This is a genomic window from Lactobacillus panisapium (assembly GCF_019469265.1).
Classification (GTDB): Bacteria; Bacillota; Bacilli; order Lactobacillales; family Lactobacillaceae; genus Lactobacillus; species Lactobacillus panisapium.
Window position 1 is genome coordinate 1,891,899 of the sequence record NZ_CP048268.1, and the last position, 15,140, is coordinate 1,907,038.

The window sequence follows — 15,140 nt, forward strand, 5'->3', positions numbered from 1 at the left end:
CATTTTTGGTAATCAAAATAAAAAATGTTCTGCTTACTAACCTTGTTAGATCGTAAATGCAGAACATTTTCGTTAATAATATTTAAAATTCTATTCTTGAGAAGCACCAGAAACAGCATCGGTTGCTGAATCCTCTTCTTTTAGCTGATTATCATTAGTTACAGGATATGGGGTAATCCTTGATGGATCAGTATTTGACTTCAAGTTATCAGCAGTATAGTTGAAATGCGTCAACCGGGCATGCTTAATATCTGCAATCGTCTTGCAACCAGTCAATTGCATATCAATTAACAATTCCTGGTTAAGCTGTTCAATCACTGATTGAACGCCCTTTGCACCGCCAAGTGCCAAGCCGTATAGATATGGGCGACCAATTCCGACCAAATCAGCACCAAGGGCTAAAGCCTTGAAGACATGCGAACCGCGCCGTACACCTGAATCAAAGATGATTGGTACACGGTGGTCAACTGCCTTAGCAATTTCTGGCAACATGTCGATTGTTGCTGGACCACAGTCAATTTCACGGCCACCATGATTAGTTACGTAAATTCCGTCAGCACCGGCACCCATTGCTAAGAAGGCATCTTCAGCACAAACAACACCTTTAACAAAGACAGGCAAGCCTGACATTTCCTTAATCCGCTTAATATCTTCTGGGCCAATCTTTTGTGCCGAAGAAGCATACATTTGCGCAACAGTTTGACCTTCACCCTTTGCGCCTTGATAGCGAGTAAAGAAATCTAGTGGAACTGGATAAGCAAATTTAGTTCTTAAGTTAGCTTCACGAAAACCGGAAACAAGAGCATCAACAGTTAATAAAATACCAGAATAACCAGCTTTTTTAACTGCATCAAAGACCATCTTATTGAAATCCCAGTCCTTACTTAAGTAAAGTTGGAAAAATCTTGGTGCATTGGGAGCTGCAGCCGCAATATCTTCAACACTCTTGTTTGCATAAGTACTTGATGTAAATAAAGCACCAGCCGCAGCCGCACCCTTTTGTGTAGCAACTTCAGCATCCTTATGTGCAATACCGTGGCAAGCTATTGGTGAAATCATTACTGGCGTTTTAAGCTTCATTCCCATAAATTCGGTATCAAGTTGCGGACTATCCATGTTAGTCAACGCACGAGGCACAATTTGGAAATGATTAAACGCAGCAGTATTATTACGCCATGTCCACTCATTCTCCGAGCCAGAGGCAATATAATAATAAGCTCCCTCTGGCATGACTTCTTTTGCACGCTCCTCAAGTTCATCGAGGTTAATCATGTTTATTGCTTCGTCCCGATCACTTTGAGGAAATCCATTATAATATGATGTCATTGATAAGACTCCTTTGTTTCAAAACTATCTCCTTCTATTATACATGCAAATGCTTACAATAGTTAGTGAATTTCAAAAAAGAATGTTATTTTATTGTGCCTTTCACCCAGCTATTTTTTCACAAACAAAAAAAGAAACCTGCTTGCGCAAATTTCTTTTTACTATTTTATAGGCTGCGTCTAATTAAATGTATGAAGTAAGTAACAAGATAAATTACAACCTCAATTACGGCAATGAAAAAGGTAACTGGTAAATTGGTAATAAAACCAAGATATAACCCTAGCCACACACCAACAAGAGCAAAGAAGACAGACCAGGCAATCATTGCGCCAACTGTCTTACCCAGGTAATTAGCCGTAGCTGGTGGCAAAGTCAGTAGAATAAAAACTAATAATGAGCCAACAATTTGTGCACCAATTGATACAGACATTGCTAAGGCAATTAAAAATACCAGACTAACCCAGCCAGTTTTAACCCCATGCGCCAGTGCCCCAATATGATCAAATGAATCAAAATTAAGCTGCTTTTGCATACCGAAAATCATTAATAACACAATGATGGATAAAATAACCAGTTGAACTACGCCACGCTTATCAACACCGATTATGCTGCCAAACAAAATATTAGTAGCATAATTACTATTGGCACCGGAAATGGCCAAGAATAATACCCCTAGCCCCGTGAACAAGGCAGAAATCGCACTAATTGACGATTCTTTTTGCTCACTGTGCAGTGATAATTCACCAACACTGATTGAACCAAGAAGGGTAAATAATAACATGCCCCATAACGGTCCAATCCCGCACCAGACAGCAAAGGCTGCTCCGGCAAAGCCGATTTCTGATAAGGTATGCGCTAAAAAGCTAAAGTTGCGGGCAACCACATAAACACCTACGGTACCACAGGTAATCGCAATAAAAGTACTAGCCAAGAAGGCATTGCGCATAAAGTCATATGCAAACATTATTCATAGGCCTCCTTGAAATTCGCCATTTCCCCCTGCTCAATTTTTTGGTGGTTCAAATACAGGTAGTCCTGCATATATTTTTCCGCCAACGGGATATCATGCGTTACAAATAAAACCGTTATTTTGTGTTTTTCATTTAAGTGCTTAATCAACCGCATGAGTTCATCCTTAGCCACTGGATCTAAGCTGGCAGTAGCCTCATCCAAAATAATTACATTTGGACTATCAAGAAGCGCTTGGGCTAGATAAGCACGCTGCTTTTGCCCGCCTGAAGCTTCACCCATCCGCGTATTCCTAATATCGTATAAGTTTGTCTCCTGCAGCTGGGCTTTAATAATTTTCTTTACCTTGCCCGTCTTAATTAAAGGTGCATTTAAACCAATAAAAGCGGCAATTGATAGCGGGTATTCCGCATCAATATTACGAAACTGGGGAACATAGCCTAAGCGAACACCATCCGCAAATTCAAATGAACCGCTTGACGGTACCAGCATTTTCATTAAAACATTGATTAACGTTGTCTTACCAGTACCATTGGGACCTAAGAGCGCAGTCATCGATCCTTTTTTTAGTTTAAAATTCAAATTTTCAAAAACGGTCTTTTTGTCAAATCTCATTGAGAGATTATTAACTGTTAAAATATCAGACAAATTGCACCTCTGAAACTTTTTTATTTAAAATTGCCAACCTTAGCAAATTGCCCATTATCGATAATATAGTACTTGCGTCCATGAATCTTGACGCGCCCGCCATAAGTTCTAACATAATTGCCCCGCAGTAACTTATCCGTGCCAATGCGGATACCATCTTCGTCATAGATATAAGCATTATGCTTTAAGAGCCTCAAGCTGCCTTCAACATTAGTTGCGACAACATACTGATTAGTGCCAACTTGTAAGTACTTTCTGCCATTAATATACTTCGTGCCATAAATCGTTAACTTAATGCCAGCCTTCTTAGTTGCCTGCTTAGTTTTGGCACCGTTTTGATCGTAAATCAAAGCGTTATGCATTAACAATTTAGTTCCAACTGGCTTAGGTAGTGCGGGAGCTGTTGGTGCAGTTGGCTTAGGCTTGGTTGGCTGCGGCGCAACCGGTGTAGGAGCTGGAGTTACGCTACCTGCTGAGCCATTATCATAATAGTACTTGATGAGGTCAAAAAAGTCATCCATAGAGTAGCCCCATTTAGCAAAATAGCCATCGGGATCGCCATGGTCAGTTCCACCCAAAAATTGAGAAACTGCGCGGTGAGACCAAACAGTTCCCTTGCCATCATGGACGGCATTATCTGGTACCAAGTTATATTTACGCATCACTTGTGCAACGTAAATTGCGTCATTATTAACACTTTTGGCGAAGTCGGAAAGATTATTTTCTTCACATAATTCTACTTGGAAAAAGCGGTTGTTAGCCTGCGGACCAGCGCCCCAAACGCCATAATCAGTTGATGTCATTTGAATAACGCCAGTCTTGTCAACGAAAGCATGAACATACGAATAAATATTCATCCATTCGCGGTTAAAATAAATTGCCTCATTATAGGCTGAAGCACCGGGCGTCGCTGTCTCGTGAATAACAACACCTTCAGGTTTACCATTACGATAATTAATTTTATTTTGCGCTTGAAAATCGTTAAATGGTATTCCCTTTTGCTGCAACATTTGGTTGAGGTAAGTTATGCCTCCGTAACTATTTTGCTTTGCCATATCATTAATTGAACTGGCATGAACTGCTACTGGCTCAGTTGCAACTGCAGTGACAGTTGGAACTGTTATTCCTGCAGCAAAAGCTAAAGCCGCAATTATTTTCCTCATTTTTCTTTCCTCGTAATAACTATTTTTTGGCTACAGCAGCCAATTTTTGATAATTTTCAGTCATCCATTCAAGGTAAGTTGTCTTAGAAGGAATTGTTTCCCGGACATAGAGAACAGGAATATCCTGCTCTTTAGCCAACTTGATAAAACTGTTAACAGTTGAACTAGAAGTCTGTGAATTAGCAACAAAGAAAGCAATCTTGCGCTGCTTAATTCCTTCTGACATTGCCCGGACAGTTGCAGGACTTGGATCCGTATTATTCTGAATTGCTTGTTCAAATTCTTGATCGGCAACTTTTAAGTGAGCGGCTTCTAATGCGTAATCAAACACAGGTTCACTAACATAAACTGGTTTGCTATTTTTACCATCTATTTGAGAAGCCGATTTTTGAATATGAGCTATTTTACGCAAATACTTTTGCCCGTTATCACGGTAATAGCTTGCATGACGTGGATCTTTTTTACTGAGCTTTCTAACTAAGTAATTAACATACTTTGTTGGCATAGTCAAATCAAACCAGATGTGCGGATTAGCGCCCTTTTTCAAATTCATTAGGTCTTCACCCACAAGCACCGGTTCTTTATCAACCGAAGAAGCAAGTTTATTCATCCAGCCATCATAACCTAATCCGTTAGCGACAACAATGTCAGCATTTGATAATGCTTTGGCATCGTTAGTTGTTGGCTCAAAGTCGTGTGGATCAGCATTGGCGTTTTTAATAATTGCCTGTGCCGTACCATATTTTCCCACCACATTTTGAGCAATATCAGCATAAACGTTGGTCGTGGTCATGATCGAAATTTTACTACTCTTTTGCGGTTTTTGCGTGCAAGCACTAAGCAGTAGGAGAACCAGACCAATTAAAGCCGTACCTGTAAAAATTTTCCTTAATTTAGCAAATGTCATTATTGTTGTCATTCCTTTTCTATTTTATTTTTTTAATAACATAAATTGGACCGTCGCAGCAATAAAAGTTACTTACAATTAATAACCATTATACACTAAACAGAGACCGATATTAAAGTAGTGCATTACAACAATTACGCTACAATTTGATTACTTTTTGAATGCAAAAGCATCTTTTTGTCCGCCTGATATTTATATAACGTGAATAGAGCAAACTAAAAAGCGTGCAGGAATTCCCGCACGCCTTTAGTGTAAGTAAACGTATAAACAAATCTTCTAATTCTAAAACTATAATCCAATCATGTGCGAAAAGATTGGAACCAACAAATTATCAACTAAAGCAGTTGCTACAACGGCGACGGCCGCCATTGCTCCCTGAATTGATCCTAGTTGCAAGGCAAAAGCAGAGCCAACCGTGTGGCCTGCAGTTCCTAGCCCTAAGCCTGTTCCTAACGGATCACTGTTTAGTTTGAACCAGTCCACTAATTGTTTGCCAAGGGCATAAATTACAACCGCATTGATAATACATGCCATGGCGGTTACTGAAGCATTGCCCCCGATTGAAGAAGTGAGTGGCATTGCAACAGCAGTAGTAGCGGATTGGCTGAGCATTGATCTAATACCAACCTTATCAAGTCCAACTGCCTTAGACACTAAAGTAATTAGTACCATTGAAATAAAAGTACCAACGATTAAGCCCAATAAAATGACGAGCCAATTTTTCTTAACAACATCATTACGTTTATACAATGGTACAGCGAAAGCAATTGTGGCCGGTGTAATAAACCAAAAAATGATGTCGCCACCTGGTTTATAGGCTTTAGCATAAACTGTCGCAGTCGTGACATTAAAATACTTACCCAGAATAACCAAAACGGCAATTCCCAAAACCATGCTGACAAAAAGTGGCTGAAAGAGGAAAAATCCCTTGGATTTTTTGAATAACCATTGTCCAATCAAGAAAAGGACCAATGATAGGAAAACGCCAAATAATGGGTTTGCAATATATTTCACTATTTAACACCTCCTACTTTCTTATGATCAACAATACTAGTTTGATTGCTAGTAATCTTATGAACAGCCCAGCTAAAAAAAAGTGTTGTATAAGCAACGACAACCAGCAGAATAATTGTTGAAGCAATAATTACAATTACTAATTGCACTCCTTGCGTTTCCATTATCTTCAGATTAGCTGCTAGTGAAATTCCTGACGGAACAAACATAAAACCAATCAGCGAAATCAACGCACTTCCAAACGAGTCAACCCATTCAACTTTAATAAGATGAAAGGTTAGCAAGAGATAGAGTAAAACTAACCCAATGACTGGCGTTGGCACTGGAAATGATTTTGGCATTAAATCAGATATTATCTGGGATGCAAATAATATTGCTGCATAAATAAACATCTGAACCAAAATCGGCGCTGACTTTGTTTTTTCTGCTTTTCCCTTCTTCATAAGCCATTTCCTTTCTCATTACATCTTTGATTGCCTTCAGTAACTACCTTAACGGAAAAATATTATCTTGAAAGCGATTTAACGGCGAACTGCAAAAAAAGACTTGTGAACTGCACCTAGCAACTTTCACAAGTCCTATTTTTTAATTTTTTCTTTTTACATCCCCAGCCGCTCATTCAGATCTTTGCGGTAAGAGCGGCCAACTTGGATTCGATCACCGTTACTCATAATTAACAGCAAAGTATGGTTAAACCAAGGCTGAACTTCTTTAATATCTTCAATATTGACTACAGCACTACGGTGAACCTGCATAAAACGTGGATCCGTCAGCCGCTTAGCAATCCACGCTAAGGTCTTTTTAGTTTGGTATTTTTGCTTATTAGTTGCGATTGTTAAAACGCCATTATCAATTCTAGCGGAAATAACATCTAGCTTTTTGATTACGGCATTTCGGTCTTCTAGTTCGATGCTTAAAACCTCACGGTCGGTTTTAGCTTGAACCGACTTAGTAGCCTGCACATTTAAGATATTAACCACCTTGGCTAATGCCTGGTCAATCCGCTTTTGTTCAAACGGTTTTAAAACATAATCCAATGCGCCAACATCAAAGGCCTTAACTGCATATTCATCATAGGCAGTTGCAAAAATGATGATAGGCGAATATGTAAGCTGCTTTAATTCTTCAGCTAGTTCAAAACCGTTTTCCTCATTGAGCGAAATGTCGAGAAACATTAAGTCGATCTGATGCTTTAACAGAATTCCTTGCGCTTCTTTAATGTCTTCAGCCTGATAAAGTTTGATTGCCCGCCCCTGCATGGCCGGGCTTTTTTTAATTAAATACGCTAATTCATTTCTTGCTAGTGGTTCATCATCAACAACTAAAATCTTCATCTTAGTTTCCCCTCTTTATTAATTTGCTTTTTTGGCTAACTTTAACGGAATTGTCGTCTTAAATGTTGTGCCATTTGCACCAGTTAACACCTTTAACTGACTAGATGTTCCGTATAAATTGATTAAGCGCTTATTTAAATTATAAAGTGCCAGTCCACTCCCCTTTGATTCGCTGATTGGTTCTTGACCTAGCCTGCTTAAAATCTGCGGATCAATTCCGCTACCATTGTCACTAACGCTGATTGCAAGATTTGCACCCTTTCTGCTCAGATTGACCGTAATCTGATTACCGGTCTTACGCCCTTTAAAAGCATGCCGAATCGCATTTTCAATAAAAATTTGGAGACAAAAAGACGGCAGCAAAGTTTCATTTGGAACTTCGATCTGGTAGTCAACTGTAAATTTATTAGGAAAGCGCAGGCTTTCTATCTTAGTATATGCTTCTACGTGCTGCTTTTCCTGCTCAAGCGTAACCTCTTTAGCCTGGCCGTTCTTTAAACTAGACCGAAAAAATGTACTTAATTCCATTAAAGCATCGTGAGCCTGATCAACGTCGACCCGCATTAAGGCAACAATTGTATTAACCGCATTGAAGAAAAAATGGGGATTAATCTGAACTTGTAGCGCCCTAATTTCTGCTTCGTTGAGTAGCGCGGTCTGCTGCTCGGTAATTCCGATTGCCAATTGACCGGAAAAAATCATGGCAAGACCACGCACTAAATTTTCTTCAACTACGGTCATCTCTCTTCCCTCACAAAAATATAGTTTTAAGGCACCAATTGTTTTCTTATTAACTTGAAGAGGACACACAATTGCCGATGTTAAGGGACAGCCTTTGTGCGGACAGCCAATTTCTTCTTTAGAATGAGCCAGTTTTTCCTTGCCCGTCGCAATTACCGTTTTTGACATATCAGTAATAACTGGTTCGCCAGCAATATGATGGTCCTGGCCGGCACCAACATGAGCTAAGACGTTAACTCTATCTGTTAAACCCACGGCATCAAACTTCGTATATTTTTTGATAATGTGACAAACATGAGCGGCCGAATTAAGATCCAAGCCGTGTCTAAAATAGGGCAGAGTTTTATTGGTTAATTCCAGAACATCCTTTGTCTGCACTGCCCGCAATTGCCGTTCATTTGATAAATAAGTTTTTAAAATCTCAATAAACAAGCTGGAACCAATTGTGTTTAACAAAATCATCGGAATAAAGATCAGTTTAATTAAGCCAAAGCCGTGAAAAGCAAAGATAAAGGCCATTTGAATTAGTTCCGCGAACAATGATAAAACGGCAACCCAAAATGATGACGGATAAAGACTATTCTTTTTTACCCTATCTCCCAGAACCCCAATAAGATAACCAATCAGAACTGAACTAGCAATGTAAAAATAATCGGAAAAGCCACCAAAGATAACCCGGTGCAACCCGCCAACAAGCCCCACTAGCATGCCAACATAGGGACCTGCAGTTAAGCTAGCAGTGGTAATAACCAGCATTCGGGTGTTAGCAATCGAATCGGTCTGCGGCAAGCCAGTAATTATTAGCGGCGTAACAATTTCTTTTGAGCTGGAAATTTCCACTCCGGTTAAGTTGGCAATAACAACAAATAAGGAAAAAATTACGAATAACCAAATCTGCGACTTTAGTGTTCTTTTTTCAATTAAGTTTCTGAAAAAGCGCATATTAACCAGCATGAAAGCAAGAATCATGATTATTCCTAGTCTTTCCGCCAGCAAAATGAATAAATTAAACACGATATTCTCCGTCCCACTAATATATTGAACTATCCCCTTTTTAACACTTTAGTATTACATACAATCTAGTTTAACTTAGAGAAATCGGATTCAACTGCTAAAATTGGCAGGTTAAATGGCAAAAATGCGGGGTTAAATTAACACTTTTATTTATTAAGCGGCGGTTAATTAATGGCACTAATTTTGCTAGCACACAAAAAACGCCACCTATTAAAGTGACGTTTTTAAACGAATTGGTAAATTAATTAATTTTCGGTTTTAATTGCTTTTTTCCATAAGCCCAAGATCACTCCGGCCACAATTGAACCAACAATCGTAGCTACAAAGTAGAGCAAAATGTGGTTAGCAAGTGGTGATACCCAAAGACCACCGTGAGGTGCGGGAACACCGATGCGCCAGAAGCCAACTAAAGCTCCACCGACTGCTGAACCGATGATACATGATGGGATGACGTGACCGGCATCAGCGGCAGCAAATGGAATCGCACCTTCGGTAATGAATGAGAAACCTAGAATCCAGTTAGTAATTCCGGCACGGCGCTCATCTTCAGTGTACTTGTTCTTGAAGAAAGTAGTTGCAATTGCAGTAGCAAATGGTGGTACCATTCCGCCGACCATAACTGCAGCCATCATTACGGCAGCAACCGTTGAATGAGGGTCATTGGCAAACGCACCTGAAGCAAAGACATAAGCAGCCTTGTTGAAAGGTCCACCCATATCGATTGACATCATCGCAGCCAAGATAGTGGTCAAAACAACTAAGTTGCCAGTACCCATTTGGTTTAAAAAGTTAGTAATTGCAAAGTTAATTGTACTGAAGATTGGGTTAACAATGTAGTACATAATCAGTGCAATCAGTAGCAAACTCAGAATTGGGTAAATAAGCATTGGCTTCATACCCTCAAGTGATTTTGGCAACTTAGCAAACAATTTCTTCAAGCCAACTACCAAGTAACCGGCAATGAAACCTGATGCAAGACCACCAAGGAAACCAGCTGGTGACTTAGCGTTAGTTAAGACATTAGCTACGTAAGCACCACCATAGGCACCACTATAAACAGTTGCCATAAAACCACCGACGAAACCTGGCATTAAAGCAGGTAAGTCGCCGATTGATTCAGCAATGTAACCTGAAAGAATTGGCACCATGAAGGCAAAGGCCATGTTTCCGGCATTGTTGAGGAAAATGAAGGCAGGTGACTTTGGTCCGCCAGCATAGTTTTCCACAATGAAGGAAATAGCCATCAAAATACCACCACCGATAACAAACGGCAACATGTGAGAAACACCATTCATTAGGTTTTGGTAAATTGAACCCCAGAAGCCCTTCTTAGAGTCATCGGATTCTTGTGCAGCTTGACCATCGGAATGGTAAACACTAGCCTTTGAATCAAGGATAGTTTCAACTAATTCGTCAGGTTTATTAATACCGTCAACAACAGGACGGCTAATCAATGGCTTACCGTCAAAACGGGGCATGTCAACTTTCTTATCAGAGGCAATGATAACACCCTTTGCCCGCTTAATTTCGTCAGCGGTCAACTTGTCCTTAACGCCTTCGGAACCATTAGTTTCAATTCGAACATCAGCACCTTGTGCTTTACCGGCCTTAATGATTGCTTCTTGTGCCATGTAAGTGTGGGCAATCCCATTAATACATGCAGTAACCCCAACAATTAACGGCTTGTCTGCATCACCGGTATTACTTGCACTAGCGGCTTGTTCTTTTTCGGCTTTTTTATCAGCATCGCTTTTTTGTTCAGCATCTTCAAATAGCTTGATTACTTCTTCAGGTGATTGGGCATTCTTTAATGCTGCAACCAAATCTGGGTTAATCAATAAGCCTGATAGCTTAGCCAAAGCTTGCAAGTGAGTATTATCAGCACCATCTGGTGCGGTAATCATAAAGAACAAATAAACTGGTTGGCCATCAAGTGAATTGTAATCAATTCCTTGTTCACTTTTGGCAAAAAGGACACGAGCCTTATTAATTGCCTTGTTACGAGCGTGTGGCATTGCAATGCCATCGCCAATACCAGTTGTTGATTCATTTTCACGTGCCCAAATCGATTTGATGAATTCATCTTCATCATTAACAATCCCGGTCTTGACTTCCAAATCAGCCATTTCCTTGATTGCATCTTCTTTGTTTGTCGCTTTAAGCGACATAATCATCGATTCAGGAGCTAAAATATCTTTAATTTGCATTTGAATTCTCCTTCATTACGAAATTTCTTCCACGTTAATTTGTGGTAAGACCGCTTCTATCTGGCTCATGACCGCAATATCCTTGGTAAAGGCTGTAGCAGCACCACAGGCCATTCCGATCCGGAAACTTTCAACCGGATCCTTAGTTTTAACATAAGTTCCGACAAAGCCCGCGATCATTGAATCACCCGCACCAACGGAATTAACAGCAGTTCCAACTGCACCTTTGGCGTGGTAGAAGTGATCTTGAGTAATCAAGTAGCCGCCCTTGCCAGCCATTGAAACCATGACATTTTGTGCACCCATGTCGAGTAACTTATGAGCACATTCAAGCATATCTTGATCAGATGAAAAAGTCGTGTCAAATAAATCGGCAAGTTCGTGGTGATTTGGCTTGATTACTAATGGCTTGTAGTTAAGCGTATCAAGTAGAGCCTGACCAGTTGTGTCAATTACAAATTCTGCACCCGCATTTTTAATTTCAGGTAATAATTCTTGGTAAAAATCAACTGAGAGACTAGGTGCCAAAGAACCACTTAAGACAACAATGTCGCCTTTTTGTAAATCACTTAAGCGTGACTTAAAAGCCGTAATTTCTTGATCAGTAATGTTAGGTCCAGCAGCATTAATTTCTGTTTCAGCTTGGGCATGTACCTTAACGTTAACCCGCGTATCATCAGAAATAGTGACAAAGTCATTGACAATGCGGCGCTGATTTAATTGCCGTACCAATTCTTTGCCAGTAAAGCCACCAACAAAGCCCCAAGCAGTATTATCAATTTTTAACTGGTTAAGAATTTGCGAGACGTTAATTCCCTTACCTCCAGCTAAAAATGAACAATTATTGCTACGGTTGACACTGCCGCTTTCCACCTTTTCTAATTGGATGACATAATCCAAAGCAGGGTTAACAGTAACCGTATATATCATCTATTTGGCCTCCTTCAAATCTACTTTAGCAGGTAAAGTATTTTTATGTTGCGTGTTTAACACGGTCGTAATCACGGTAATATTTTTAGCATTGCCAAAAATGGCAAAATTGCGTTCACCAATTTTAGAAGCATCAGTTAGAACATAAGTATGATCTGACCGAGCAATTTCCATTTTCTTGATTGCCGCTTCTTCGGGATCCGGTGTGGTTAGATTGCCTAGACGATCAATCCCATTGGTGCCGATAAAACAAGCCGCAAAATTCATGTTCTGCAGCTGCTGAAGTGCGGATTCGCCCACAACCGCGTGAGTATCCTCCTTGATCTTGCCGCCTAAAAGCATGGTACTAATGCCGTGCCCAACAGCACTAAGCGCTGTTTCAATCCCATTAGTGACAATTGTGACTCCCGGAACTTCTGCGAGAAACGGCACCATTTCATAGCTGGTTGTTCCCGCATCGATAAATAGGTAATCATTTTCGTGCACATAATGCTTGACCGCGTACCGGGCAATGCGAACTTTATCATCGTGATTCATTGTGAAGCGAATATGCTGCGAAACATCGTGAGCAAAATTTTTCACTGATTGTGCCCCGCCATGAACGCGTTTGACTAAACCCTTTTTTTCGAGCTGAATCAAATCTCGACGAATCGTTGATTCTGAGGTCGCTGTCAATTCCGAAAGATCGCAGACCCGACATAATTCATGCTGGTTAATGTAGTTCTCGATTAATTTTCGGCGCTTTTGCGTTAGCATACTTTCCCTTCACCTCCTTGGGTAATTTTATGCGCGTTTCTCGCTAAAAGCAATCATTTTTGCTCAAAAAAATTCATTTTCATGCAAAAGTGAGCAATTATGAGTAATTTAGTCGCTTGCAATGAAAAAATGCTGTAGCGGTTTCAACCACTCAGCATTTTTAGCTTAACTATCAGATTTTTTATAACTTACTTATGTTCTTCCTTAACCGACGGTAAAAAGAATGAACAGCAAAAGCCAATAATTGCAAAAACTAGCATTAAGATAAAGCCTAAATGATAGCCGTTTGCCAGTTGCGCTGCCTTAGTTCCAGTCATATTCTTTGCTCCCAAAGTTACAACTAGCATTGCTAAAGCCGTACCAAGCGATCCCCCAATTTGTCTAATTGTCGAGGAAGCTGCATTGGCATGAGCCGTTAAATCAGCTTGCACTTCATTAATTCCAGCAGTAAAAGTAGTCATCATGGTAAACGAAATACCGACCATGCGCATTGCATAACACAAACTAATTAAAAACAGGCTCGTTTGAGCATTAAAGATTAGCATTGGTAACGTACCGCATAATAGCATGACAAAGCCGAATAAAGATAACCGTTTAATTCCGTATTTATCATATAAAGTACCAGAAATCGGATTACAAATTATCATAATTAGTGCCCCGGGCATCATTACTAGTCCCGAAGTTAGCGCGGTTTCCGCACGCGTTGTTTGAAGATAAAGCGGTAAAACCAACTCAATTCCAACCATTGCGATATTACTGATGGTGCTAAGCAAGGTACATAAGTTAAAACGCCGATTTTTAAAAACGCGAATATCAAGCAGTGGCTCTGCCATATGTAATTGCCGGTGACAAAATAGGCAAATAATGATTATCCCAATGACAAAAACCAAGATTAACGGCAGCGTAATTTTACCAGTATTACCAATTTCTGATAAAGCATATAGAAGCAGACCAAAACCCAGAATTGATTCTAAAAACGAAATACCATCAGTTGAATCTAAATGCGCTGTTATAATGTTTTGTATCGTAAAAAGTCCAAAAACCATCACGGTTGCACTAGTAACGCTCAATATAACAAACAACATTTGCCATTCGGCATATTTTAAAATTAAACCCGAAATTGTCGGTCCCACCGCCGGGCCAAAGCCAACGACAAAGCCGGTGATACCCATCGCTAATCCACGCTTTTCCGGTGGAAACATCAGCAAAATTACGTTTTGAATAAACGGCATTAAGCCTCCGGCAGCTACGGCTTCAATAATTCGTCCGGTCAATAATACATAAAAGTTTGGGGCGAATATACAAATAACCGAACCGATACAAAAGATTCCCATCATGGTTAAGAAATTTTGCTTTAAACTAAAAGACGCAAAAATCCACGCCGAGATTGGAATCATTAATCCGACCACAAGTAAATATGCAGTAGTGAGCCATTGCGCTGTTGCTTGACTTACCCCAAATGAATTCATGATTGATGGCAGGGCATTATTTAAAAAAGTTTCTGCTAATAAAGCAACAAACGCTCCAAAAAGCAGTACTATCATCATTACTGCTCGTTTATGACCAGAAATGCTTTTTACCTCTTTTTCCATTATTTTCTCCTTTTAGATAGCATGCTACACTTTTTATAAAAATAACAATTAAAAATTACCAATAATTACATTTAAAATATGTCCCAATTGTTTAACGTCTGCATCAGATAAACCAGCAACAATCCGCTTATTGACCTTATCCATAATTTCATGAATTGCAGTAATGTTGTCATCAAGCAAAGCAAAACCTTTAGCACTTAATGTCAAAACAATTTGCCGTTGATCATTTTTTAAGTGGGAAGTAGCAATCAAATTATTGTCTTCAAGACGCTTAACGATTCCACGAATCGTTGGGTGGCTTAAGACAAAAGTATCCGCTATTTCTTTTTGGGTAATCGTCCTACCCTTTGAATCATATAAAAATACTAATAATGAGATTTGCGCACCAGTTAAAGAATATTTTTTAAACATTTCTGCAAACCGATTGTTCAATTCTTTCTCAATTACGGTATTGGCTATTTTAATTTTGGGACCTAGCTGGTTTAAAAAGTGATCAGACATTGTGCCTTTCCTTTCTTAGTTGTTAATTATGTAGTATA

General features: G+C 39.6%; 14 protein-coding genes. All 14 read right to left on the reverse strand.

What is annotated here, in order from left to right:
- Window positions 1-90 precede the first annotated feature (90 nt).
- The gene (locus GYM71_RS08980) at window positions 91-1,326 is read right to left on the reverse strand and encodes a lactate oxidase (protein WP_103752960.1); all 1,236 of its coding nucleotides are present in this window, start codon (window positions 1,324-1,326) and stop codon (window positions 91-93) included.
- A gap of 166 nt (window positions 1,327-1,492) precedes the next feature.
- Entirely contained in the window at window positions 1,493-2,290 is a 798-nt protein-coding gene (locus tag GYM71_RS08985) for a metal ABC transporter permease (RefSeq protein ID WP_103752961.1), read from the reverse strand.
- Entirely contained in the window at window positions 2,290-2,910 is a 621-nt protein-coding gene (locus tag GYM71_RS08990; protein WP_220221210.1) for a metal ABC transporter ATP-binding protein, read from the reverse strand. The genes GYM71_RS08985 and GYM71_RS08990 overlap by 1 nt, the downstream gene beginning before the upstream one ends.
- A gap of 53 nt (window positions 2,911-2,963) precedes the next feature.
- Entirely contained in the window at window positions 2,964-4,106 is a 1,143-nt protein-coding gene (locus GYM71_RS08995; protein WP_220220206.1) for an SLAP domain-containing protein, read from the reverse strand.
- Between the two features lie 19 nt (window positions 4,107-4,125).
- A complete protein-coding gene (locus tag GYM71_RS09000; protein ID WP_220220207.1) occupies window positions 4,126-5,013 on the reverse strand; it encodes a metal ABC transporter solute-binding protein, Zn/Mn family in 888 nt (295 codons plus the stop codon).
- A 288-nt stretch (window positions 5,014-5,301) separates the two neighbouring features.
- Window positions 5,302-6,027, reverse strand: a complete 726-nt coding sequence (locus GYM71_RS09005; protein ID WP_220220208.1) for an LrgB family protein — start codon at window positions 6,025-6,027, stop codon at window positions 5,302-5,304.
- Complete coding sequence (locus GYM71_RS09010; protein WP_220220209.1) at window positions 6,027-6,470, reverse strand: CidA/LrgA family protein; 444 nt, start codon at window positions 6,468-6,470, stop codon at window positions 6,027-6,029. The genes GYM71_RS09005 and GYM71_RS09010 overlap by 1 nt, the downstream gene beginning before the upstream one ends.
- Before the next feature lie 156 nt (window positions 6,471-6,626).
- Window positions 6,627-7,361 (reverse strand): LytTR family transcriptional regulator DNA-binding domain-containing protein, encoded by a 735-nt coding sequence (locus GYM71_RS09015; RefSeq protein ID WP_220220210.1) that lies wholly within the window; start codon window positions 7,359-7,361, stop codon window positions 6,627-6,629.
- A gap of 18 nt (window positions 7,362-7,379) precedes the next feature.
- Window positions 7,380-9,071: a LytS/YhcK type 5TM receptor domain-containing protein gene (locus GYM71_RS09020; RefSeq protein ID WP_419503953.1), complete on the reverse strand. Its 1,692-nt coding sequence runs from the start codon at window positions 9,069-9,071 to the stop codon at window positions 7,380-7,382.
- Window positions 9,072-9,361: 290 nt separating this feature from the next.
- Window positions 9,362-11,323, reverse strand: coding sequence for a PTS fructose transporter subunit IIABC (locus GYM71_RS09025; RefSeq protein WP_220220212.1), 1,962 nt, complete (start codon window positions 11,321-11,323; stop codon window positions 9,362-9,364).
- A 15-nt stretch (window positions 11,324-11,338) separates the two neighbouring features.
- Window positions 11,339-12,253 (reverse strand): 1-phosphofructokinase, encoded by a 915-nt coding sequence (pfkB, locus tag GYM71_RS09030; RefSeq protein WP_103752969.1) that lies wholly within the window; start codon window positions 12,251-12,253, stop codon window positions 11,339-11,341.
- Complete coding sequence (locus GYM71_RS09035; protein WP_220220213.1) at window positions 12,254-13,009, reverse strand: DeoR/GlpR family DNA-binding transcription regulator; 756 nt, start codon at window positions 13,007-13,009, stop codon at window positions 12,254-12,256. It lies immediately after the preceding gene.
- 188 nt (window positions 13,010-13,197) lie between these two features.
- The gene (locus tag GYM71_RS09040) at window positions 13,198-14,601 is read right to left on the reverse strand and encodes an MDR family MFS transporter (protein WP_220220214.1); all 1,404 of its coding nucleotides are present in this window, start codon (window positions 14,599-14,601) and stop codon (window positions 13,198-13,200) included.
- Window positions 14,602-14,649: 48 nt separating this feature from the next.
- Window positions 14,650-15,102: a MarR family winged helix-turn-helix transcriptional regulator gene (locus GYM71_RS09045; protein WP_220220215.1), complete on the reverse strand. Its 453-nt coding sequence runs from the start codon at window positions 15,100-15,102 to the stop codon at window positions 14,650-14,652.
- Between the last annotated feature and the right edge of the window lie 38 nt (window positions 15,103-15,140).